The sequence below is a fragment of the Salmonella sp. A29-2 genome (genome assembly GCF_020150755.1).
Classification (GTDB): domain Bacteria; phylum Pseudomonadota; class Gammaproteobacteria; order Enterobacterales; family Enterobacteriaceae; genus Salmonella; species Salmonella enterica.
Window position 1 is genome coordinate 3,234,150 of the sequence record NZ_CP083731.1, and the last position, 24,066, is coordinate 3,258,215.

General features: G+C 52.5%; 22 protein-coding genes. 13 read left to right on the plus strand and 9 right to left on the minus strand.

Annotated features, from left to right (window positions below):
* The first annotated feature begins 286 nt into the window (after positions 1-286).
* Entirely contained in the window at positions 287-1,672 is a 1,386-nt protein-coding gene (dcuC, locus tag K8W53_RS15850; protein ID WP_000958619.1) for an anaerobic C4-dicarboxylate transporter DcuC, read from the plus strand.
* A 53-nt stretch (positions 1,673-1,725) separates the two neighbouring features.
* On the opposite strand, the gene dpiA is transcribed toward dcuC, so the two are convergent.
* Positions 1,726-2,406 carry a two-component response regulator DpiA gene (gene dpiA, locus K8W53_RS15855; protein ID WP_000138786.1) on the minus strand — a complete coding sequence of 227 codons (681 nt, stop codon included), beginning with the start codon at positions 2,404-2,406 and terminating at the stop codon, positions 1,726-1,728.
* Positions 2,375-4,036, minus strand: coding sequence for a sensor histidine kinase DpiB (dpiB, locus tag K8W53_RS15860; protein WP_023224058.1), 1,662 nt, complete (start codon positions 4,034-4,036; stop codon positions 2,375-2,377). Before dpiB ends, dpiA begins: the two co-directional genes overlap by 32 nt.
* Positions 4,037-4,420: 384 nt before the next feature.
* Between dpiB and citC the strand changes: the two genes are divergently transcribed.
* The 9 genes from citC to rnk all read left to right on the plus strand — a co-directional run bounded on the left by citC (position 4,421) and on the right by rnk (position 12,719).
* Positions 4,421-5,497, plus strand: a complete 1,077-nt coding sequence (citC, locus tag K8W53_RS15865) for a [citrate (pro-3S)-lyase] ligase (protein WP_023224059.1) — start codon at positions 4,421-4,423, stop codon at positions 5,495-5,497.
* Entirely contained in the window at positions 5,494-5,790 is a 297-nt protein-coding gene (gene citD, locus K8W53_RS15870) for a citrate lyase acyl carrier protein (protein WP_023224060.1), read from the plus strand. Before citC ends, citD begins: the two co-directional genes overlap by 4 nt.
* Positions 5,787-6,695, plus strand: coding sequence for a citrate (pro-3S)-lyase subunit beta (gene citE, locus K8W53_RS15875; protein ID WP_000622342.1), 909 nt, complete (start codon positions 5,787-5,789; stop codon positions 6,693-6,695). Before citD ends, citE begins: the two co-directional genes overlap by 4 nt.
* Before the next feature lie 9 nt (positions 6,696-6,704).
* Complete coding sequence (gene citF, locus K8W53_RS15880) at positions 6,705-8,234, plus strand: citrate lyase subunit alpha (RefSeq protein WP_000192334.1); 1,530 nt, start codon at positions 6,705-6,707, stop codon at positions 8,232-8,234.
* Positions 8,235-8,237: 3 nt separating this feature from the next.
* Positions 8,238-8,789 (plus strand): citrate lyase holo-[acyl-carrier protein] synthase, encoded by a 552-nt coding sequence (gene citX, locus K8W53_RS15885; RefSeq protein WP_023224061.1) that lies wholly within the window; start codon positions 8,238-8,240, stop codon positions 8,787-8,789.
* Positions 8,761-9,657: a triphosphoribosyl-dephospho-CoA synthase CitG gene (gene citG / locus K8W53_RS15890; RefSeq protein WP_000982670.1), complete on the plus strand. Its 897-nt coding sequence runs from the start codon at positions 8,761-8,763 to the stop codon at positions 9,655-9,657. Before citX ends, citG begins: the two co-directional genes overlap by 29 nt.
* A 37-nt stretch (positions 9,658-9,694) precedes the next feature.
* Positions 9,695-11,158 (plus strand): citrate/succinate antiporter CitT, encoded by a 1,464-nt coding sequence (gene citT / locus K8W53_RS15895; RefSeq protein ID WP_000059029.1) that lies wholly within the window; start codon positions 9,695-9,697, stop codon positions 11,156-11,158.
* A 109-nt stretch (positions 11,159-11,267) separates the two neighbouring features.
* Positions 11,268-12,074: a ribonuclease I gene (gene rna, locus K8W53_RS15900; protein WP_001092569.1), complete on the plus strand. Its 807-nt coding sequence runs from the start codon at positions 11,268-11,270 to the stop codon at positions 12,072-12,074.
* Between the two features lie 234 nt (positions 12,075-12,308).
* The gene (gene rnk, locus K8W53_RS15905) at positions 12,309-12,719 is read left to right on the plus strand and encodes a nucleoside diphosphate kinase regulator (protein ID WP_000089748.1); all 411 of its coding nucleotides are present in this window, start codon (positions 12,309-12,311) and stop codon (positions 12,717-12,719) included.
* Positions 12,720-12,801: 82 nt separating this feature from the next.
* Here rnk and K8W53_RS15910 read toward each other — a convergent pair whose 3' ends face one another.
* Positions 12,802-14,040, minus strand: coding sequence for a zinc-dependent alcohol dehydrogenase (locus K8W53_RS15910; protein WP_000646118.1), 1,239 nt, complete (start codon positions 14,038-14,040; stop codon positions 12,802-12,804).
* A 222-nt stretch (positions 14,041-14,262) separates the two neighbouring features.
* Between K8W53_RS15910 and uspG the strand changes: the two genes are divergently transcribed.
* Complete coding sequence (gene uspG / locus K8W53_RS15915; protein WP_000278499.1) at positions 14,263-14,691, plus strand: universal stress protein UspG; 429 nt, start codon at positions 14,263-14,265, stop codon at positions 14,689-14,691.
* Positions 14,692-14,758: 67 nt separating this feature from the next.
* Here uspG and K8W53_RS15920 read toward each other — a convergent pair whose 3' ends face one another.
* The 6 genes from K8W53_RS15920 to ahpC form a co-directional block, all read right to left on the minus strand.
* Entirely contained in the window at positions 14,759-15,526 is a 768-nt protein-coding gene (locus K8W53_RS15920; protein WP_052939233.1) for a dimethyl sulfoxide reductase anchor subunit family protein, read from the minus strand.
* The gene (locus tag K8W53_RS15925; RefSeq protein ID WP_023224063.1) at positions 15,526-16,083 is read right to left on the minus strand and encodes a 4Fe-4S dicluster domain-containing protein; all 558 of its coding nucleotides are present in this window, start codon (positions 16,081-16,083) and stop codon (positions 15,526-15,528) included. The genes K8W53_RS15920 and K8W53_RS15925 overlap by 1 nt, the downstream gene beginning before the upstream one ends.
* Positions 16,080-18,359, minus strand: a complete 2,280-nt coding sequence (locus K8W53_RS15930) for a molybdopterin-dependent oxidoreductase (protein WP_023224064.1) — start codon at positions 18,357-18,359, stop codon at positions 16,080-16,082. Before K8W53_RS15930 ends, K8W53_RS15925 begins: the two co-directional genes overlap by 4 nt.
* A complete protein-coding gene (locus K8W53_RS15935) occupies positions 18,352-18,912 on the minus strand; it encodes a molecular chaperone (RefSeq protein ID WP_023242311.1) in 561 nt (186 codons plus the stop codon). The genes K8W53_RS15930 and K8W53_RS15935 overlap by 8 nt, the downstream gene beginning before the upstream one ends.
* Positions 18,913-19,244: 332 nt before the next feature.
* Entirely contained in the window at positions 19,245-20,810 is a 1,566-nt protein-coding gene (gene ahpF / locus K8W53_RS15940) for an alkyl hydroperoxide reductase subunit F (protein ID WP_052939232.1), read from the minus strand.
* A 241-nt stretch (positions 20,811-21,051) separates the two neighbouring features.
* A complete protein-coding gene (gene ahpC / locus K8W53_RS15945; protein WP_000052802.1) occupies positions 21,052-21,615 on the minus strand; it encodes an alkyl hydroperoxide reductase subunit C in 564 nt (187 codons plus the stop codon).
* Between the two features lie 440 nt (positions 21,616-22,055).
* On the opposite strand from ahpC, the gene dsbG reads away from it, so the two are divergent.
* A complete protein-coding gene (gene dsbG, locus K8W53_RS15950; protein WP_023224066.1) occupies positions 22,056-22,802 on the plus strand; it encodes a thiol:disulfide interchange protein DsbG in 747 nt (248 codons plus the stop codon).
* A 316-nt stretch (positions 22,803-23,118) separates the two neighbouring features.
* Entirely contained in the window at positions 23,119-24,024 is a 906-nt protein-coding gene (gene citR, locus K8W53_RS15955; RefSeq protein WP_000002487.1) for a DNA-binding transcriptional repressor CitR, read from the plus strand.
* The last annotated feature ends 42 nt before the right edge of the window (positions 24,025-24,066 follow it).

Sequence of the window (24,066 nt, forward strand, 5' to 3'; positions counted from 1 at the left end):
GGTTAACGGCGTTTGATTTAGCACTCAGAACCGTCGCGCGCTCCTTAATAAGCTTTCACAAAAACACAAAACAAAGCACAACAAACAAAACAATAAAATAACAATAAATTAATACTTATAGCGCTACAGAAAATTCGTATAAGCATATTTCATCTTTAGCGATGACATGAAAAAATAACCGCGCCGTGATTTTAATCAGTAAGGCGCCATCCTTTATTCGGTACATTTTTATACCACTTTTGTGGCTCTTATTTTTACTCTGGGTGTCGATAAGACAGGGGAAACAATGCTAACAGTTATAGAGCTCCTTATCGGAGTCGTCGTTATTGTGGGTGTAGCGCGCTACATCATTAAGGGATATTCCGCCACTGGCGTTTTATTTGTCGGCGGTCTGGTTCTGCTTATTATCAGCGCGCTGATGGGGCATAAGGTATTACCTGCCAGCGAAACCAGTACCGGCTATACCGCAACAGATATTGTTGAATACATCAAAATTTTGCTTATGAGTCGCGGCGGCGATCTTGGCATGATGATCATGATGCTGTGCGGCTTTGCCGCCTATATGACGCATATCGGCGCGAATGATATGGTCGTGAAGCTGGCGTCGAAACCTTTACAGTACATAAACTCGCCCTACCTGTTGATGATTGCTGCCTATTTTGTCGCCTGCCTGATGTCGCTGGCCGTCTCTTCCGCGACGGGGCTTGGCGTACTGCTCATGGCTACTCTCTTCCCGGTGATGGTCAACGTCGGCATTAGCCGCGGCGCGGCGGCGGCTATTTGCGCCTCTCCGGCCGCCATCATCCTCTCGCCAACGTCTGGCGATGTGGTTTTAGCCGCAAAAGCGGCGGAGATGCCATTAATCGATTTCGCGTTCAAAACCACGCTGCCGATTTCCATCGCCGCAATTATCGGTATGGCGATTGCGCACTTTTTCTGGCAACGCTATCTGGATAAAAAAGAGAACATTTCACATGAGATGCTGGACGTGGCGGAGATTACCACCACGGCCCCGGCGTTTTATGCCCTTTTGCCGTTCACGCCCATTATCGGCGTACTGATTTTTGACGGTAAATGGGGGCCGCAGTTGCACATTATTACCATTCTGGTGATCTGTATGCTGCTGGCCGCCGTGCTGGAATTCGTGCGCGGCTTCAACACGCAAAATGTGTTTTCCGGCCTGGAAGTGGCTTATCGCGGCATGGCGGATGCGTTTGCCGGCGTTGTGATGCTGCTGGTCGCGGCGGGCGTTTTCGCCCAGGGGCTGAGCACCATTGGCTTTATCCAAAGTCTGATCTCGATTGCCACTTCTTTTGGCTCCGCCAGCATTATTCTGATGCTGGTCTTAGTGATTTTAACCATGCTGGCCGCGATGACCACCGGTTCAGGCAATGCGCCTTTTTACGCCTTTGTTGAGATGATCCCTAAACTGGCGCACTCCTCCGGCATCAACCCTGCCTATTTATCCATCCCAATGCTGCAAGCCTCAAACCTGGGGCGCACGATTTCGCCGGTCTCCGGCGTCGTGGTCGCTGTCGCCGGGATGGCTAAAATATCACCGTTTGAAGTGGTGAAACGCACGTCCGTTCCGGTCATCGTCGGTCTGTTGATCGTCATTATCGCCACGGAAATTATGGTGCCAGGCGCCTCTTCCGCCGTTACTGGCGGCTGATAGCCGGTAAGCCGGGGCGAGGGAAAACATCGCCCCGGCATCTTAAACCAGGCTTAGCCGCCGTGGTAAATACGCTGCGGCCTGCCCACTTTGCCATGAATAATCTCTGCGACAATCAGGTGCCGACTCGCGCAATATTCCAGGTAGCGTCGGGATGTAGTGCGGCTTATCGTTAAGGCCTGCGCGACCGTTTCAGCCGTATGGCGTACGGTTGGATCGGCAAACAGCTTCATCACCGCATTAAGGGTTAAGGCATCAATACCGGTCGGCAAATCCCCTTTCGGTTCGCCGCGCGCATAGGCGTTGAACATTTCATCTATCTGCTTCTGGCTAGCGCTATCCGCGCTCGCCAGCATACGTCTGCGCTGTTGATAGCGGGTCAGCGTCTGCCCCAAACGCTCATAAGCAATAGGTTTGACCAGATAATCAAACGCGCCGCTACGTACCGCTTCCGCTACCGTCTCCATGTCACTGGCGGCGGTCGTAAACACGACGCCGCCGGGATAGCGCGACTGCATTAATTCATGCAGCAGCGTAATCCCCTTCCCATCCGGCAGATAATTATCTAACAGAATTAATCCAGGTTTGAACCGGTCAATCATCATTCTCGCCTGCGCCAGATTGCCCGCCAGCCATATCTGGTTAAAGCCAGGAATATGGCGGATATATTCTGCGTGCATTTCCGCCAGCAGCGTTTCATCCTCAACGATCAATAGGGTTAATGGTTCTGTCATCGTTTTTTTTCACTTTCGGAAGGAATAAAGAAAATAAGGTGCCACAAGGATCATTGTCTTCCAGCGTAATGACCCCGCCACAGCGCCCCACATAACTTGCAATCAGATATAACCCGATACCATGCTCACCGGGTTCGTCAGTTCGGGTACTTACGCCCTGCTCAAAAATTTTTTCCCGCAGCGCTTCAGGAACGCCGCAGCCCTGGTCGGCGACCTCTATCACCACCTCGTCGCCCTCGTCGCTCAGGAAAAGTTCGATGGTATTGTCGCCTTCCTGTGTACGTAAACTCGCCTCAAACGCGTTATCCAGCAGATTCCCGACGATGGCGGCGAACTCCGTGCTATCCAGCCCCTCCGGCAGTTGATGTAGCTGGCTGCCGGGAACAATCACCATCTTGAGCCCCAGTTCACGCGCGCGCTGAACTTTGCCAAACAGCAAACCGGCCACCTGACGATCGGCGAAGGCGCCGCGTAAACTATCAATAAGTTGCTGCTGCGCCTGCGACTCACCCTGCACCATCTCTCTGACCCGATCATACTCTTTCATTTGCAGCAGGCCGTTCAGAGTCGACATCCAGTTCAGGTGCTCATGGCGTAGCGTGCGCAGGCTCTCAACATACTGTTTAATCTGGGTTAGCTGCGCGTTCAACGTCGCGATTTCATCTTTGCTGCGAAAACTAATAATAGCGCCCAGCAGCTCCTCGCCGGAACGGATAGCCTCACGATTGGCGATGACGCTCAGGCCATTGAAGTTGGCCATCACGTCCTGGCGTCTTTCTGCGATCTGGCAGGTAAAAAAGTCTGCCGGATTGACGACTTCCGCTATCAGCTTGCCCAGCCACTGACGCCCCGGCGACGGCAGCCCCAACATTTTTCTCGCATTGCGGTTAATCGCAGTGATATGTCCCTCCGGATCAACGGCGATCAGCCCTTCATAAACCGAGCTAAACAACGCCTCCTGCTGGCGTACCACGCGCGCAATCTGTTTCGGCTCCATGCCCAGCATTTGTCGGCGGATATGCGCGGCGAAAAACCAGGAAAGCAGCATTAAGACCACCAGCAACAGGACAAAAACTCCCGCCATCGGTAATAAGAAGTCCAGCCGCCAGGAGTCGATTTTACTGACCAGATAGCCAATTGAAACAACGCCGATCACGTTGCCTTCGTTGTCAAAGATAGGCGTTTTGGCGCGCATCGCCATCCCTATTGAGCCCTTACCGGTAATGAAATAACTTTCTCCTCTTTCCAGCGCGCCGGGTTTCGTAAACTGCATGGGATAGCCGATTTTTTCCGGATTCGGATGGTAAAGCCGGATCGAGTGGCGATCGCCTATCACCACATAGTCAAAATCCGTCCCGCGCTGCAGTTTATTCGCAATTATCGCCAGGCGTTTATAGTCCCGGTTTTTTACGGCAGCGATAATGCTGTCGTTAGAAGCAATAATTTTTGCCTGATTCATCGCCATATCACGAACATGGGACGCCAGATAATCTTCGAAACTGGCAGACAAATATTGTGCTAACGCTGCCACGATGAAAACAGAAACCACCAGAATGAGCAGAAAAATACGTAACGGAAACGCGAGTTGCCGAAAAAAAGGAAACAGCTTTTTATTTTTCTGATAGGACATTAAGGTTCCTTATGGGTATTTCTCTGCAGATTTATCGCAAATGTAATAAAAATGTTTTGAGCATCTTGAAGCCTATAAAAACCAATCGTTACAGATTCCCCACATTAAATCAATTAAACAACTAAAACCCATCGCCAGAATGGCGATTAAATTAATTAAAAAACTTAAAACCATAAAACACTTAAAAACCATCTAACGCTTTGTGAAATAAATCAAAATTTACCACCAAAATACTCCTTACGATGTATACGTCAGTGAGAAAAATAAATAACTCGTTATAAAAATACTCCCACTCTGACTGAAAAGAAAAAGTTATCAAGTTGCAACACAGTGCAACATATACAGAAAAGTGGCAACAAGCATATCACCAGGATATTTCTTACTATGTTTGGCAATAATGTATTCACTCGGGTAAAACGCTCTGAAAATAAAAAAATGGCGGAGATCGCTCACTTTCTCAAAGAGAATGATTTAAGCGTCGATACCACTGTAGAAGTGTTTATTACCGTCAGCCGTGATGACCGTCTTATTGCCTGCGGCGGTATTGCCGGAAATATCATTAAATGCGTGGCCATTAGCGAATCAGTACGCGGCGAAGGCTTAGCGTTAACGCTGGCGACGGAATTGATTAATCTCGCCTGGGAGCGGCACTGCACCCATCTTTTTATTTATACCAAAACGGAATACGAAGCGCTGTTTAAACAGTGCAGCTTTTCGACGATAGCCAGCGTCCCCGGCGTGATGGTCTTAATGGAAAATAGCGCGACCCGGTTGAAACGGTATGCGGAATCGCTGGCGACATTACGTCACGAGGGAAAGAAAATTGGCTGTATTGTGATGAACGCCAATCCTTTCACGAACGGCCATCGCTATCTGATCCAACAGGCGGCTGCACAGTGCGACTGGCTGCATCTGTTCCTGGTCAAAGAAGATACGTCACGCTTTCCCTATGAAGACCGACTCAATCTGGTTCTTAAAGGGACCACCGATATCCCGCGCTTAACCGTTCACCGCGGCTCCGAATACATTATCTCTCGGGCGACGTTCCCCTGCTATTTCATTAAAGAGCAGAGCGTTATTAATCACTGTTATACCGAAATCGACCTGAAGATTTTTCGCCAGTATCTGGCGCCCGCGCTTGGCATCACACACCGCTTTGTCGGTACGGAGCCGTTTTGCACCGTTACCGCCCAGTACAACCTTGATATGCGTTTCTGGCTGGAGACGCCAACGCTTCCCGCCCCACCCATTACGCTGGTGGAAATAGAGCGGCTTTGCTTCCAGGAGACGCCGATATCCGCCTCCTGGGTACGCAAGCTGCTGGTTAAACACGATCTCACGGCTATCGCGCCGCTGGTTCCCGACGCCACCCTGCGCTATTTGCAGGGCATGGTCGAACGCCATCCGGGCAGCGCGGCAGCCCGTCAAAAGTCCCCCGTATTAGCAACAGGTGAAAAATGAAAATAAACCAGCTAGCCGTCGCAGGCACGCTTGAGTCCGGCGATGTGATGATACGCATTGCGCCGCTCGATACGCAGGATATTGACCTGCAAATCAACAGTAGCGTTGAAAAACAGTTTGGCGAGGCCATTCGCGCCACCATCCTGGAGGTGCTTTCTCGCTACGACGTGCGCGGCGTACAACTGAACGTCGATGATAAAGGCGCTCTGGACTGCATTTTGCGCGCCCGACTGGAAACGCTACTGGCGCGCGCCAGCGGTATTGCCGCTCTGCCCTGGGAGGAGCGCCAATGATTTCCGCCTCTCTGCAACAACGTAAAACCCGCACCCGCCGCAGTATGTTATTCGTACCGGGCGCCAACGCGGCGATGGTGAGCAATTCGTTTATCTACCCGGCCGACGCGCTGATGTTCGACCTGGAAGACTCCGTTGCATTACGCGAAAAAGACGCGGCGCGCCGTCTGGTATATCACGCGCTGCAACACCCGCTTTACCGTGACGTCGAAACCATCGTCCGCGTGAATGCGCTGGACTCCGAATGGGGCGTCAACGATCTGGAAGCGGTCGTGCGCGGCGGCGCGGACGTGGTGCGTTTACCGAAAACCGACACTGCGCAGGACGTCATTGATATCGAAAACGAAATTCTGCGCATTGAAAACGCCTGCGGTCGCGAACCGGGCAGTACCGGCCTGTTAGCCGCCGTGGAATCGCCGCTGGGTATTACCCGCGCGGTAGAAATCGCCCACGCCTCTGAACGGTTGATCGGGATTGCGCTGGGCGCGGAAGACTATGTTCGCAACCTGCGCACCGAACGCTCTCCGGAAGGCACCGAACTGCTGTTCGCCCGCTGCGCCATTTTGCAGGCCGCGCGTTCCGCCGGCATTCAGGCCTTCGATACCGTCTATTCCGACGCCAACAACGAAGCCGGTTTCCTGCAAGAAGCCGCCCACATTAAACAGTTGGGCTTTGATGGTAAGTCACTGATCAACCCCCGCCAAATAGAACTGCTGCACAACCTTTATGCGCCGACGCGTAAAGAGGTCGCCCATGCGCGTCTGGTCGTTGAGGCCGCAGAAGCCGCCGCCCGCGAAGGTCTCGGCGTCGTTTCCCTTAACGGCAAGATGGTCGACAGCCCGGTGATTGAACGCGCCCGTCTGGTGCTCTCCCGTGCAGAACTTTCCGGTATTCGCGAAGAATAAGGCAAAAAAATGACGCAGAAAAATGAATCTCAACGCCAGGATCGCGTAGCCGCCTGGAGCCGTCACGCTGAAAGCGAACTGAGCGCTTACCAAAGTGCGGCAAAATTGGATCTACAAGCGCAAAAACCGCGCGACCACAAACTGTGCGCCAGCCTGGAAGAGGCCATCCGCCGTTCCGGTTTACGCGACGGCATGACGGTCTCCTTTCACCACGCGTTTCGCGGCGGCGATCTGACGATTAACCTGGTGATGGAAACCATCGCAAAGATGGGCTTCAAAAATCTGACCCTGGCCTCCAGCTCGCTGAGCGACTGCCACGCGCCGCTGGTTGAACACATTCGTAACGGGGTGGTCAGCCGCATCTACACGTCAGGCCTGCGCGGCCCGCTGGCGGAAGAAATTTCTCGCGGCCTGCTGGCTGAGCCGGTTCAGATTCACTCCCACGGCGGTCGTGTACATCTGGTACAAAGCGGCGAACTCAACATTGATGTTGCGTTTCTTGGCGTGCCCTCCTGCGATGAATTCGGTAATGCTAATGGTTATACCGGCAAGGCCTGTTGCGGTTCACTGGGCTACGCGATGGTGGATGCCGACAGCGCGAAGCAGGTCGTGATGCTGACGGAGCAACTGCTGCCGTATCCGCATAACCCGGCAAGCATCGCTCAGGATCAGGTTGATCTGATCGTGCAAATCGAAGAAGTCGGTGATGCAAACAAAATCGGCGCTGGCGCGACCCGCATGACCACTAATCCGCGTGAACTGCTGATCGCCCGCAGCGCGGCGGAAGTCATTGCTCACTCCGGCTACTTCAACGAAGGTTTCTCCCTACAAACCGGCACCGGCGGCGCATCGCTGGCGGTCACCCGCTTCCTGGAAGACAAAATGCGTAGCCGCAACATTGTGGCTAATTTCGCGCTGGGCGGAATCACCGCCACCATGGTCGACCTGCATGAAAAGGGCTTAATCCGCAAACTGCTTGACGTGCAGAGCTTCGATCGTAACGCGGCGCAATCTTTGGCCCGCAACCCGAACCATATCGAAATCAGCGCTAACCAGTACGCCAACTGGGGCTCTAAAGGCGCTTCCGTCGACCGTCTGGACGTGGTGGTGCTGAGCGCGCTGGAAGTCGACACCCACTTCAATGTTAACGTGCTGACCGGCTCCGACGGCGTTCTACGCGGCGCGTCCGGCGGTCACTGCGATACCGCCGTCGCGGCGGCGCTGTCCATCATCGTCGCGCCGCTGGTGCGCGGTCGCATCCCAACGCTGGTTGATAACGTCACCACCTGCGTCACACCAGGCTCCAGCGTTGACATTCTGGTCACCGATCACGGTATCGCCGTCAATCCGGCGCGTCCGGAGCTGGCTGAACGCCTGAAAGCAGCGGGAATGAAAGTGGTATCGATTGAGTGGCTGCGCGAACGCGCGCAACTGCTTACCGGTCAGCCCCGTCCTATCGAATTCACCGACCGCGTGATTGCTGTCGTGCGTTATCGCGACGGTTCAGTGATCGATGTGGTGCATCAGGTGAAGGAATAAGCCATGCGCCTGTTTCCTGAACTCGCCACCTGTCACGACGTTTCTATTCCTGAGCTGCTCGCCAGCCGGGATGAGAGACAAGCAAGACAGCGCGCCTGGCTAACGCGCCACGCCACTCCACTGGTCTCCTTTACCGTGGTGGCGCCAGGCCCGATAAAAGACAGCGCGTTAACCCGCCGGATCTTTAATCACGGCGTGACTGCCCTGCATACGCTGGCAGAAGAGTATGGCTGGACCATCCGGGAGCAGGCTGCACTGGCTTCCGCCAGCGGGCCTGAAGGGCTGCTGGCGATTGACGCGCCCGCTCAGGCGCTCAAACAGACGACCATCGCGCTTGAACAGCGTTATCCACTGGGGCGCCTGTGGGATATCGATGTCCTGACGGCGGAAGGCGAAATACTCTCTCGCCGCCATTTCGCGCTTCCCGCTCGCCGCTGTCTGCTGTGCGGGCAAAGCGCGGCTGAATGCGCGCGGGGTAAAACCCACGCGCTAACTGATTTACTGACTCATATGGAGGCGCTGCTGCATGATGCCGATTCCCGTCAACCCGACTAACGCCTCCATTCAGCCTCAGTCGCTGTATGACGCCTGGGCCGATTTGGCCTGGCGCGCCATGCTGACCGAGGTAAATTTATCGCCAAAACCCGGTCTGGTAGACCGACTAAACTGCGGCGCGCACAAAGATATGGCGCTGGCGGATTTTCACCGCAGCGCGGAGGCGATTCGACACTGGCTGCCGCGCTTTATGGAATATGGCGCCAGCTGCACGCGCCTGCCGCCAGAGTCAGTTCTGGCGGGCCTGCGTCCATTGGGGATGGCCTGTGAAGCAGCGATGTTTCGCGCAACTGCGGGCGTCAATACCCATAAAGGCAGCATTTTCTCGCTGGGGTTACTGTGCGCCGCCATTGGCCGCCTGTATCAGCTACGCCAGCCGATCGCTGCAGAAACACTCTGCGCTACCGCCGCCGATTTTTGCCGCGGCCTGACAACGCGCGAACTGCGCCAGAACAACCTACAGCTCACCGCAGGCCAGCGGCTGTATCAGCAACTGGGATTAACCGGCGCGCGCGGCGAAGCGGAAGCGGGCTATCCGCTGGTCATCCGCCACGCGTTGCCGCACTACCGCGCATTGCTGGCGCAGGGGCGCGATCCGGAACTGGCGCTGCTTGATACCTTACTGCTGCTGATGTCGCTTAACGGCGATACCAACGTCGCGTCGCGAGGCGGGGCGGACGGTCTGCGCTGGTTACAGCAGCAGGCTGCGGTCTTATTACATCAGGGCGGCATACGGACGCCTGACGATCTCGTTTATCTCCACCGGTTCGATCAGCAATGCATTGAACGCAATCTCAGCCCAGGCGGTAGCGCCGATCTGCTGATCGTGACCTGGTTTTTAGCGCAAATTTCGCAAGTTAATCATTAACACAATTATAGAAAATATCCTTTCCGGAGAGTCATTTATGTCTTTATCCAAAGATAATATATGGAAGTTGTTGGCCCCATTAGTGGTGATGGGCGTCATGTTGCTAATTCCTGTTCCAGATGGTATGCCGCCGCAGGCCTGGCACTATTTTGCGGTTTTCGTCGCGATGATTGTCGGTATGATCCTGGAGCCGATCCCGGCGACAGCGATCAGTTTTATCGCCGTAACCATTTGCGTTATCGGCAGCAATTACCTGCTATTTGACGCTTCAGAACTGGCCGATCCGGCGTTTAAAGCCAGTAAACAGGCGCTGAAATGGGGGCTTGCCGGTTTCTCCAGCACCACGGTCTGGCTGGTTTTCGGCGCGTTTATTTTCGCGCTGGGCTACGAAGTGACCGGGCTGGGGCGCCGCATTGCGCTGTTTCTGGTAAAATTCATGGGTAAACGCACGCTGACGCTCGGCTATGCGATTGTCATTATCGATATTTTGCTGGCGCCGTTTACTCCCTCCAATACGGCTCGTACCGGCGGGACTGTCTTCCCGGTCATCAAGAACCTGCCGCCGCTGTTTAAATCGTTTCCAAACGATCCTTCCGCACGCCGCATCGGCGGTTATTTGATGTGGATGATGGTGATCAGTACCAGCCTGAGCTCTTCGATGTTTGTCACTGGCGCGGCGCCAAACGTGTTAGGTCTGGAGTTCGTCAGCAAGATTGCCGGCGTCCAGATTAGCTGGCTGCAGTGGTTTCTCAGCTTTCTGCCGGTAGGGATTATTTTACTGATCGTTGCGCCGTGGCTCTCCTATGTGCTTTATAAACCTGAAGTGACCCACAGTGCGGAAGTCGCAGCCTGGGCTGGCGGCGAGTTAAAAAACATGGGGCGTCTGTCCCGCAAAGAGTGGACGCTGATTGGCCTGGTGCTGCTTAGCTTAGGATTGTGGGTTTTTGGTGGAAAAATCATCAACGCCACTGCCGTGGGTCTGCTGGCCGTCTCGCTGATGCTGGCGCTGCATGTTGTGCCGTGGAAAGACATTACGCGCTACAACAGCGCCTGGAACACCCTGGTGAACCTCGCTACGCTGGTGGTCATGGCCAATGGCTTAACCCGCTCCGGCTTTATTGACTGGTTCGCCAATACCATGAGTACGCATCTGGAAGGTTTCTCGCCGGATGCAACCGTCATTGTACTGGTACTGGTGTTCTATTTCGCGCACTACCTGTTTGCCAGCCTTTCCGCTCACACCGCGACCATGCTGCCGGTCATTCTGGCGGTGGGTAAAGGCATTCCGGGCGTTCCGATGGAACAACTGTGTATTCTGCTGGTGCTGTCTATCGGTATCATGGGCTGTCTGACGCCGTATGCCACCGGCCCTGGTGTGATTATCTACGGCTGCGGTTACGTGAAATCCAGAGACTACTGGCGGCTTGGCGCAATCTTTGGCGTTATCTATATCGCGATGCTGTTGCTGGTGGGCTGGCCGATTCTGGCAATGTGGAATTAAACATTACGCCAACGTAGGTTAAAAATGATGCCGTTCAGGTTCACCTGAGCGGCATTTTTTATGATTAAATGGGTAACATTCATAATGTGTATAAATTATCGAATTCATCATGAACACAATATGGCATTACAGTCCGCTGCTGGCTGCCCTCTTAACTCCAATTTTTGCCGCCAACGCCGACGAACTTCAGGCGCAACAGTACGGTGATTTCACTGACTATGTGCTGGCGCTTTCCTGGCAAACCGGTTTTTGTCAAAGCCAGCATGAACGCCGCCATCGGGAACCCGATGAGTGCCGTCTGCAAAAAGAGCCAGCCAACAAAGCAGACTTTCTGACCGTCCACGGCCTGTGGCCTGGATTACCCAAATCTATCGCCGCACGCGGTGTTGACCAGCGACGCTGGCAGCGCTTTGGCTGTGCGACGCGGCCAATCCCGAATCTGCCTGAAGTCAAGGCCAGCCGGAAATGCTCCGCCCCCGCCCCCGGACTTTCGCCTGACATCGCGGCAGCGCTTAAGGAAGTGATGCCCGGCGCGGGGGGGAATTCCTGTCTGGAGCGCTACGAATATGCCAAACATGGCGCCTGTTTCGGGTTTGATCCCAATGCCTATTTCGGCACCATGATACGGCTGGATAAGGCGATAAAAGACAGCGCGCTGGGGCAGTTTCTGGCGGATAATTACGGCAAAACCGTTAGCCGCGCTGAGTTTGATAGCGTCGTCGCACAAATGTGGGGCCAGGATAATGTCAAAGCCGTTAAAGTAAACTGCCATGGCAATCCCGCCTATTTAACAGAGATTCAGTTTTCATTAAAGGCGTCGATGATTAACGCCCCGCTCTCCTCTGCCTCATTCCTGCCGCAGCCGCATCCCGGCAACTGCGGGAAACAGTTTATTATCGATAAAGCCGGTTATTGACGAAGCAGAGGTTTAAAACCGTAGCCACATTTGAGAACACGCCCGAATGTAGACTAAAATTCACTCAGGGCTATGACGTTTGAGGATTTACCCGAATGTGAACTAAATCACTTCAAAGACGGGGTAAGTCTCAGTATCATCATGAGAGTTAAACCCTCGCCGCCAGACGGTGAGGGTTTTCTTTTGGGACCATTTACCTGCACTACTCGCAGTATCGATGACATGGAGTAAGAAATGTCCAGACCCACTATTATCATTAACGACCTTGACGCCGAACGTATTGATCGTCTTCTGGAACAGCCTGCGTATGCGGATCTGCCGATTGCCGACGCGCTCAACGCCGAACTGGATCGCGCGCAAATGTGTTCGCCACAAGAGATGCCGAACGATGTCGTCACCATGAACAGCCGCGTTAAATTCCGCAATTTGAGCGATGGTGAAACACGCGTGCGGACGCTGGTGTACCCCGCCAATATGACGGACAGCAGTACCCAGCTTTCGGTAATGGCGCCCGTCGGCGCGGCGTTGCTGGGACTGCGCGTCGGCGACACCATTCACTGGGAACTGCCGGGCGGCGCCTCCACCCATCTCGAAGTGCTGGAACTCGAATATCAGCCTGAAGCCGCGGGCGACTTCCTGCGTTAAACCATCTGCATAAGCGTTAATGCGTTTACACAGAGGATGCCTGCGCATCCTCTTTCCGTTAGCCCTTTCATTTCTGCCTGTTTCAGACAACGCCGCCTGGCATCGGGTTGATGACTCCCGTCGCCTGTTTCTGCGCCGCTTGTGCCGACGTCGCTCCCGGCACCAGGATAACCTTCCGGCACTCTTCTTCGCGTTTTTCGAAAATTTCGTAGCCGCGCGCCGCCTCTTCAAACGGCATATAGTGCGTGACAATCTCCTCCGGCTTCAGCAACCCTTTTTCAATAAGCGGTAATAATTCCCCCAGCCACGCGTGAACATGGGTTTGACCCATTTTAAAAGTTAGCCCCTTATCAAAGGCGTCGCCGAATAAAAAGCCGTGAATAAAACCGGCATACACGCCGGGCACGCTGACCACGCCGCCGCGTCTGACCGCCGCGATACATTGTCGCAGCGCTTTGCCGCTGCTGCCTTCCAGTTTAAGGTTCGTCAGCACCGTCTCCGTCATGCTGCCTTTCGCTTCAAAGCCTACGGCATCAATTACCGCGTCCACGCCGCGGTGGCCTGCCGTCTGCTCGATGATTTTTTCCGCCGGATCGTTCTCATCATCGAAGTTGATCGGTATCGCGCCATAACGTTCTTCGGCGAAACGCAGGCGCCAGGCGTGGTGATCAACGACGAAGATCTGCTCCGCGCCCAGCAGTCGCGCACAGGCGATAGTCAGTAATCCTACCGGCCCTGCGCCAAAAACCGCCACGCTGGAACCTTGCTGAATCTGAGCATTTTTTGCCGCCTGCCAGGCGGTAGGCAAAATATCAGAAAGAAACAGCGCTTTATCGTCAGATAACAGCGGCGGCACCTTAAATGGACCGACATTACCTTTTGGCACGCGAACATATTCGGCCTGTCCGCCGGGAACGCCGCCATACAGATGGCTATACCCAAACAGCGCCGCCGGTGGCGGGATCTGTTTTTTATTCATCGCCGCGCCGTGTCCGTCGTTAGTGTTTTCACACGCTGAATATTGCTGTAGCCGACAGAAAAAGCAGTCGCCACAGGCAATGACAAACGGGATAACGACCCGATCCCCTTTCCGAATATTCTTTACATCATGTCCGGTTTCCACCACCTCGCCCATAAACTCATGGCCGAAAATATCGCCATGTTTTACCTGTGGGATCTTGCCGCGATAGAGATGCAAATCAGATCCGCAAATCGCGGTGGCGGTAACACGCAAAATGATATCGTCAGGCTGCTCAATGCCGGGATCGGGTACGTTTTCAACCTTTACGTGATGTGGACCGTGATACGTCAATGCTTTCATGCAGCCTCCGGAGTAACGGTGAATGTTGCGTTCGACTATAAAAGGGTAGCTATCCCGGAGAGACTGCCGGAAAAACAGGCGGCTTTAGGATTTTTCCTGGAAAATACACAACTTTTTTAACGTCAGGTTGCCGTAATATTTAAAATTGCCAGACAAATAGCAGAAAGAAACATTATTATATGCTTGAATAAATTCAGTATTGATTAACAGGGAGTAACGGGTATGTATAAGACAATCATTATGCCGGTTGATGTTTTTGAAATGGAACTTAGCGATAAAGCCATTCGCCACGCTGAGTTTCTGGCGCAACAGGATGGCGTCATTCATCTGTTGCATGTACTGCCTGGGTCCGCGAGCATGAGCCTGCACCGCTTTGCCGCCGACGTGCGTCGCTTTGAAGAACATTTACAGCATGAGGCGGAAACGCGTCTGCAAACGATGGTGGGACACTTCAGTATCGATCCTTCACGAATTAAAACGCATGTTCGCTTTGGTAGCGTGCGCGATGTCGTCAATGAGATGGGCGAAGAACTGGATGCGGATGTCGTGGTAATCGGTTCGCGTAATCCGTCCATCACGACACACCTGTTGGGGTCTAACGCCTCAAGCGTGGTGCGCCATGCGACGCTGCCAGTATTGGTTGTGCGTTAACCCTGGTGGCTAAAAACTGACACGCCCTGCCAGGTCACGCCTGGCAGGGCTTTTTACTGCATCATCGTTAATACAAATGCCCGATATTCACAATAGTACTCACCGTGTCGCCAAAAAAGACCAGCCGGCTCAGAAATACGCCAACGAATAACAAGACGAACAGGAGTTTCGGGCGCGAATCACCGTGACGGCTGGCGACAAAAGCGAGCGCAAGGCAGACCAGGCTTGCCAGATAAAACGGGGAAGCCAGCCATGAACGCGCCGTCATCTGCATTACCGTTCCCCCGCTTAACCACACCAGCGGCGCCGCGATAAGTACCGCGATACACACCACAATTCCCTGGCGTAACACAGGAACGGCAGGCCTGAGTTTTAACAGCGGAATCGCCGCGCAACCCATGACCCATACCGTAATAAAAAATAACAGCATGGTAAATCCATTAGCGATAGCCACCATCGCTGGCGCGGCGTAGGTCATCCCCTGCACCGCCACCAGTAACACGCCGAACACGGAGGCGATAAGAGCCATCGCTTTATGTCCCTTTGCCAGGAACGTTACGCCGACCGCTGCGCCAAACAACGTGGCGCCAAGGATTTCCCGACTTAACCAGGCATGTCGCAGGTTAATCAGCGCATCATAAGCGCGATCGGGATGCGCCAGATGCAGAATCGCGGCAATAGACGCCAATGCCAGCACCAGCCCGGTGGCCAACCAATAGAAACGCAGGCCTTCCACTTCACCACGCAGCGTACGCCATGTCAGTACCAAAGCCATCCCGACAGACATCTGGCTTAATACCGTAAAAAACACCAGCGGCAGTTCATATTTTTCCATTACTTGTCCTCCGGCTGCTTAGGCTGGCGCGCCAGAATAAAGCGCGTTCCTGGATTAAGCTGTGGCATATGCGGGAACCCTGGCGGATACTGCACCGCATTATCGGGCACAAGATCGGCATCCAAATCGATAATCGACAAGGCGCCCACCGGGCAGGCGTTTACGCACGCCGGATTCATACCGATATCAAGACGCTCGTAGCACATACTGCATTTTTCCGCTTTACGCGTCTCTTCATTAAAACGCGGCGCGCCATAAGGACAGTTACGAATACAGTTTTTACAGCCGATGCAGCGCTCAGGGTTATGCACCACCACGCCATCTTCACGTTTGGTATAGGCTTCGACCGGACAGGCGGCGACGCAGGCCGGATGTTCGCAGTGGTTACAGGCCAGCGAGTAAAACGCCCGCTCTTCATGTGGATAGATGTCTTTATCCAACGGATAAACGTAGCGCCAGAAGCGATCCGGCTCCAGTTGGTTAAAGCTTTTACACGCCATAGCACAGCCGCGGCAGCCGATGCACTTATCGCTATTCACTAAAAACGCACGTCTCATGCTACGGACTCCCCTTTACCGATCAATACAACGTCAGCAAACTGACTGTGGATAGCGGCGCCCGGCGCGCCAGTTTTCATCAGCCCCATATCAGCAGGCGTATCAGCCACGACGTTTTGCACGTTGTACTGCCGTTTCGGGAACCAGGCTTCATACATCACCAGAAAATCTTCCGGCACGTTGGTGGTGACTTTTGCCCGCAGCTCAACTTCACCGGTGCCATTGAAAACTTTGACCAGATCGTTCTCGCTGATGCCTTTTTTCTGTGCGGAAGAAGGATGGATATAAACGAACGGTTCCGGGTAGAACACCTGCATCCAGTCCAGGTTGATAAACTGCGAGTGCAGGCCAAACTGCACGTGCGGCGTAAACAGATGGAACGGCAGTTTGCTCTCGGCTTCCGGTTTGTATTCCGGCAGCGCGGTGTGGCCGTTTTTCTCCGCCAGTTCAGATTTAAATTCATACTTGCCTGACGGCGTTTTGAACTTGCGGTCATACCAGGCGGCAGAGCTTGGCAGGATCGCTTTTTTCGGCCCGTCCAGCAGATCGTCCCAGGAAGAGATGCCGAACATTTTCGCCATACCGTCGTTGAACTCCTGATCCAGCCAGCGCTTGTGATCGAACTCTTGCGGGAAGGTACAGGAACCCGGCGCCATCTTATTCATGGTGCGCGACAGCATGGTCGCGATTTCAAGGTCGCATTTTGCTTCATACATCGGCTTAATCGCCGGCTGATTAATGGAAAGCCAGTAGTGCCAGTAAGAAGCATCCACGTTCCACTCTTCAAACGCGGTGGTAACGGGCAGCACGATATCAGCGTGTTGCACCGTTTCGTTGAAGAACTGATCGGCGCAGACCACCATTTCCAGTTTTTCAAACGCTTTTTTCATCTTGCTGCGATCGAAATCCTGGGCAAACGGGTTTTTACAGGCGACCCACAGCATACGAACCGGCGGATCGTTGGCCTCCAGAATCCCCTGCGCCGTCTGGTTGATATTCAGAGAACGATCGGAGTACTGCACGGCGTCGCTGCCAGCGGCAGCCCCGAATTCACTGGTGGTGCCCGCCGCTCCCGGTATGCCAATAGCGCCCACTGGCGGCTTCTGCATCATGGCGTTATAGTTAAAGCCCCAGGTATGCAGATGGCCATAACGCGCGCCGCCGCCTTCGACACCGATGTTGCCGGACATAGCGACAAAGGCATCGATAGCGCGAACGTTGGCGCCGCCGTTGACATGACGCTGCATCCCGTAACCAATCCAGACCGTGGCCGGCTTAACCGCCGTAAACTCTTCTGCCAGCTGGCGAATGACATCCGCAGACAGGCCGCAGATTTCTGCCGCCCATTCCACGGTGACGTTATTGCGCAGATAGGCTTCAAATTCCGGATAGCCGTGAGCGTCGTTGTTGACAAAATCCTGATCCACCAGGCCTTTATCCACCAGATGACGCGCCATCCCCAGCGCCAGCGCGCCGTCTGAGCCAGGCCGTACGCGCAGGTAGAGATCGGCTTTGGCGGCAGTCTGCGACAGCAGCGGGTCGATAACCACGACCTTCGCCCCTTTCTCGCGCGCCTGATAGATGTACTTCATGCTATGCATTGAGCACCAGGCCGGGTTGGCGCCCCAGATAATGATGTATTTCGCTTTCACCATATCTTCCGGGTCGTTACACCACATGTCGCCCATGTCGTAGTTTTGCGCGTCGATACCGGCAGGCCAGCACGGCGTACCGGCAAAACGGGTGGTGTAGCCAAGCGAGGACATCATCCCTTCAACGGCATAGTTCAGCACGCCAAACTTACCGGAATATTTGGTCAGCGCCAGACCGAGCATAGAACCGTCTTTTTTCTTAATCTCCAGCATTTTGGCGGCAATGCGCTGCATCGCCTCTTCCCATGAGATGCGACGCCAGTTGCCGCTACCGCGAACGTCCTGCGCCATGGGATATTTAATACGATCGGGGCTATAAACCCGGCGCGGATAGCTTAACCCTTTGACGCAAGGGGTACCGTGAGTAAATGTTGATTCCGGCGCACCTTCCACGAAAGTAATGACCCCGTCCTTTACCCACGTCTTGAGGCTACAGGTGTCATAGCAGTTACGCGGACACGCGTTACGATAAATTTTGTACGTTTTAGGGTTAAAGGGAACAGGCGGCTGCGCAAGCGCGCATCGGGAGGTCAGTAATCCTCCGGGTAAAGCCGCAACGGCGCCCAGCGCCACTATCCCCTTTAAAAAAGAACGTCTGTTCAGATGTCCCGTCTCATTACTCATATTGATACTCTCGTTTTAATTCATCAAACCAATAAAATAAGATGTCCGCCACCGTATATAACGTGGTCGTTTGTGCATGAGTTTTTATTTTTTCGATATATAATGGCACCCACTTTGTTAAATAATTATTGATATATTGAGTGAGGGTAGAGCGGTATTGTGACGTTTGCCGGGTATTAGCCAGTAATAGTGTGGTCAACTCCAGCACGCAGGAAATATGATCGTCAGGAATATTGATCTCCTGATTAACCGACAATCCCAACGCTGCCATAAACTCCCGTATCTCCAGCGTCGCCTTTCCCATCACCAGCGCATCCTCTTCCAGATACACTGAAGCGAAAGGCGCAGCCAGCAGCTTGCCAGGACCGACGAATAGCGCATTAAAGTCATACTCCGCTTCCAGCCACGCCCGGTCGGTAAGGTTTACCGCAGCAGAGGGATTTAATCTCACGTAGGCAGATTTCAGTGAATGACTATCATGAGAATTAAAAAAATCACGCAATGTAAGCCCTGTTTTTTCTAATTCCGTCAGTGATTCATAGATTGAATCCATGAATAAATAACCTCACATACAAATGCAGTATAAATCAAGAAAAAAGAATGGGCATGTTAACGGAAGCGCTTAATCTTTCTTTGATAAAAAAACAGAAAAATTCCAGTTAAATCCGTAGAAGACTTTTTTATTGTTTCAAAGTTTAAAAACAGAAGACCGTTGAAATAAAAAACCGTCTGTTATTAACAGACGGTTTCAGAGTATTGATAATGAAGAAGGTGTTTTACCCAGCGGCGTTCCCCGGGCATAAACACCGCAGGCCCGAATAGCTTACACTATCGGGCCATTTACGATGGCCAGTTAACTGACCTTGCAGGTGTGCTTACTTCTTTTTATGCGATTTTGGTGCGAATCAGATAATCAAAGGCGCTCAACGAGGCTTTCGCCCCTTCGCCTGTGGCGATGATAATCTGTTTGTAAGGAACGGTGGTACAATCGCCTGCGGCGAAGACGCCCTTAACGCTGGTTTCACATTTGGCGTCAATAATGATCTCGCCCATGCGGTTACGCTCAAGCGCGCCTTCCAGCCAGTGGGTATTCGGCAACAGACCAATCTGCACAAAAATCCCTGCCAGCGCGACACTATGAATATCGCCGCTGACACGGTCACGATACTCCAGCCCCACCACTTTCGAACCGTCGCCCTTCACTTCTGTCGTTTGCGCATTCAAAATGATATCGACATTTTTCAGGCTACGCACTTTGTCCTGTAGCACCTGGTCCGCCTTCATCTCCGGCGCGAACTCCAGCAACGTAACGTGTTCTACAATACCTGCCAGATCGATAGCCGCTTCAACGCCAGAGTTGCCGCCGCCGATGACCGCCACACGCTTCCCTTTAAATAACGGACCGTCGCAGTGCGGACAATAGGTGACGCCTTTGGTGCGATACTGATCCTCGCCCGGCACATTCATATTGCGCCATTTCGCGCCGGTGGCGATGATGATACTGCGCGCTTTCAATACTGCGCCGGACGCCGTTTCAATCTGATGCAGGCCGCCTTCTGTTGCGGCCGGAACCAGTTTACTTGCGCTCTGGCTGTCGATAACGTCAACGTCGTAATCGCTGACATGCGCTTTCAGCGCGCCCGCCAGTTTTTGGCCTTCGGTTTTCGGCACCGAGATATAGTTTTCGATATCCACGGTATCCAGCACCTGACCGCCGAAGCGCTCGCCCATCAGACCGGTACGGATGCCTTTGCGCGCCGAGTAGACCGCCGCCGCCGCGCCCGCCGGGCCGGAGCCGACAATCAGTACGTCATACGCATCGCGTTTGTTCAGCGCTTCCGCCGCGCGTTTTTCTGCGCCAGTATCCACTTTAGCGACAATCTCGGTCAGAGTCATACGTCCCTGGCCGAACTCTTTACCGTTAACAAATACCGCCGGAACACCCATCACGTTACGTTCGGTGATTTCGTTCTGGAAGGTGCCGCCATCAATTGCCGTATGTTTAATACGCGGGTTCAGCACCGCCATCAGGTTCAGCGCCTGCACTACGTCCGGGCAGTTATGGCAGGAGAGTGAATAATAAGTTTCGAATTCAAAATCGCCGTCAATATCGCGAATCTGCTCCAGCAGCGACTGCGCTTCTTTTGATGGATGACCGCCGGTCCACAGCAGCGCCAAAACCAGCGAGGTAAATTCGTGGCCCAGCGGAGAACCGGCAAAGCGCGGCCCCTGCTGAGAACCTGGATTCGTAATCAGGAAAGACGGCTTGCGCACCAGCAGAGTATTGTCTTCTTTAAACGTGACTTTGTCGGACAGCTCGGCGATTTCAGCCAGCAGTTCCTTGATTTCCGCCGATTTAGCGCTGTCATCCAGCGTGGCAATCAGCTCAACAGGTTTGGTCAGTTTCTCAAGGTAAGCCCTGAGCTGGGTTTTCATATTTGTGTCGAGCATTCTTCTTCCCTCTCTGAAAACATCATCATGCAAGCCGACTTCGCGGGACTGCATTAATGCAACTTGCGTCATGGTGCTGAAATGAAATGGGCGCGGGTGCGCCCATGACTGAAACAATTTCCAAAGTATTTCACGTCAGAGTAAGGCGGCTAGCCTGAGAATCCCCGGGAGCTTACTGAAGTAAGTGACCGGGGTGAGCAGGCGACGCCAACGCAGCTATGGCGTGAAAGACGACGGAAATTTAGATTTTACCAACCAGGTCTAAGGATGGAGCCAGAGTCGCTTCACCTTCTTTCCATTTCGCCGGGCATACTTCGCCTGGGTGAGCGGCAACGTACTGTGCTGCTTTAATTTTACGCAGCAGGTCAGACGCGTCACGGCCGATACCTTCAGCGGTAACTTCGATCGCCTGGATGATACCCTGCGGGTCAACAACAAAGGTCGCACGGTCTGCCAGACCTTCATCTTCACGCATGTTGTCGAAGTTACGGGTCAGGGCGCCAGTCGGGTCGCCGATCATCGCATATTTGATTTTTGCGATAGTTTCAGAGCTGCTGTGCCATGCTTTGTGCGTGAAGTGAGTATCGGTTGAGACGGAATAAACGTCTACGCCCAGCTTCTGCAGTTCTTCGTAATGGTCGGCAACGTCACCCAGTTCAGTCGGGCAAACAAAGGTAAAATCGGCCGGGTAGAAGAAGAAGACGCTCCAGCGGCCTTCGGTATCTTTCTCGGTGACTTCAATGAATTCACCGTTTTTGAACGCCTGGTTTTTGAAAGGTTTGATTTTGGTGTTAATTAAGGACATCTATACTTCCTCCGTGTTTTCGTTGAGGAGTAAGTTAACGAAATTTTGCTGATTCGGCTAATGCGTTTCCATTATCAAATCAATAAGCGTTAACTAACAACCCGATTCGGGCGACATTGTGAACACTGCGCCCTGTCAGCCATCTAAAGTAAAAAGGCCGCCTGACAGGCGGCCCCATTACCTGAACTACCCGTAGGTAACTTCAGAGCCAGTACGACTCGTCTTGCAAATTACAGACGTATTGTCTGCAACTCGAAATCCATAGCGTATATGCTGGCTAAGTGTTGCGCTCTACATTACCTTAACAAAGGCTGTAACAGCGAAAAGGATTACATCACCCCAGCATAGAAAGGGCAATCCCGGCACGCCAGCTCTTACCTATGTCTGTGATAGGCATCATCATTAATACTCTTTTCGCTTTGATCTTAAAAGGAAAAAATATGATTAAACGTACATTGCTGCTTGCTATGCTGCCCATTCTCGCCCACGCGGAAGAACTGCCTGCGCCAGTTAAAGCCATTGAAAAACAGGGCATAACTATCCTGAAATCCTTCGAGGCGCCGGGGGGCATGAAGGGCTATCTCGGAAAGTATCAGGATATGGGCGTCACCATTTACCTGACGCCGGACGGTAAACACGCGATTTCCGGCTATATGTATAATGAAAAAGGCGAAAATCTTAGCAACGCCCTGATAGAAAAAGAGATCTATGCACCGGCCGGACGTGAAATGTGGCAGAAAATGGAAAAAGCGTCATGGATACTCGACGGTAAAAAAGACGCGCCGGTGGTGCTGTATGTCTTCGCCGACCCTTTCTGCCCCTATTGTAAGCAGTTTTGGCAGCAAGCTCGCCCGTGGGTCGAATCCGGCAAGGTACAATTACGTACGTTACTGGTCGGGGTGATTAAACCGGAAAGCCCGGCCACAGCCGCAGCGATTTTAACCGCGAAAGACCCGGCGAAAACCTGGCATGACTATGAAGCCTCCGCAGGAAAGATGAAGCTGGAGGTTCCGGCGTCCATCCCCCCGGCGCAGATGAAAGTCATTAACCAGAATCAGCAGTTAATGGACGATCTTGGCGCTAACGCGACGCCAGCAATTTATTACATGAATAAAGATAAGATTTTGCAACAGGTTGTGGGTTTACCAGAAAAAGCGCAACTGGACGCCATGATGGGGCAGCCTTAACGCAGAAATTAGCAAAGCAGAAGCTTAACCGTACCCCGCCCGATAGCGCTGCGTTTGTCGGGCCAACCTCCTCCCGGCATTAACGCGACGCCAGACCAGCATGTCATCCGGCACAGCCTTTTTAGACTAACGGCGTGATTATAAAAGTGTACGTTATGTCCGCCTTTACTGTGATTATTTACTCGCTAAAATATTCATAACTGTGGTATTTTAGTTTAAATAAACTCTACATTAAGTTTAATAAACATAACTCTGGTAAATTATTGAGATTAAGTCATAATCATGGAAGATACCATGATGATGCCGGGAAGATACTATGGCTAACCTTTACGACCTTAAAAAATTTGATCTTAACTTGTTGGTTATATTTGAATGTATCTATCAACATTTAAGCATTAGCAAAGCAGCAGAAACACTCTATATTACACCTTCTGCCGTAAGCCAGTCATTGCAACGCCTGCGCACGCAATTCAACGACCCTCTATTTATTCGTTCAGGTAAAGGAATTACGCCTACCGTAACAGGCATTAATTTACATTATCATTTAGAAAATAACCTTAACAGCCTGGAACAAACTATTAATATAATGAATCAGTCCAGCCTGAAGAAAAAGTTTATTATCTACAGCCCACAATTGTTGATAACGAAACAATTACTGGAACTGATGAAATATCTGCGTAAAGACCCACAGATTGAAATTGAACATCACGACATTTTGGGAACGGAAGAATCTCCTGAAGATCTTCTCGCCTACCGTAAAGCAGATATTGTCCTCTCGATGTCGCCGATCAGTAATCGCTCCATTGTTTGTACGCACTTTTATAGGGTGGAATGCGTTCTGGTTTGCAGTGAAAACCATCCCCGATTGCGAGAGAGCGTAAGCGTTGAAGAACTGCTGAAAGAAACTTTTACTCATCTCATCGCCGCCGATGATGCCGCAGTAAAAGAGCATCAGACTTTCCTTAATCATGTATTAGCAGAAAGAACTATAGGCTTTAAAAGTAAGTCGCTTATCACTATTGCCAATGCGATTAGCGTGACAGATCTTATTGGTTTTTTACCTAAGATTATTGTGGATTATTATCAACCCACGGTTAAGCTTAGACAAATTTCCACACCTTTTTCTGTTCCTGCTAACCCCCTCTATCTTATGTATAATAGAGCTTCGCTGAATAATAGCGGATTTGCTGAGCTCATTGAGCACATCACAAAAAAGTATTAATAAGAAGGCCCAAGAGGGAGGTAATATAAATTCAATGTATAT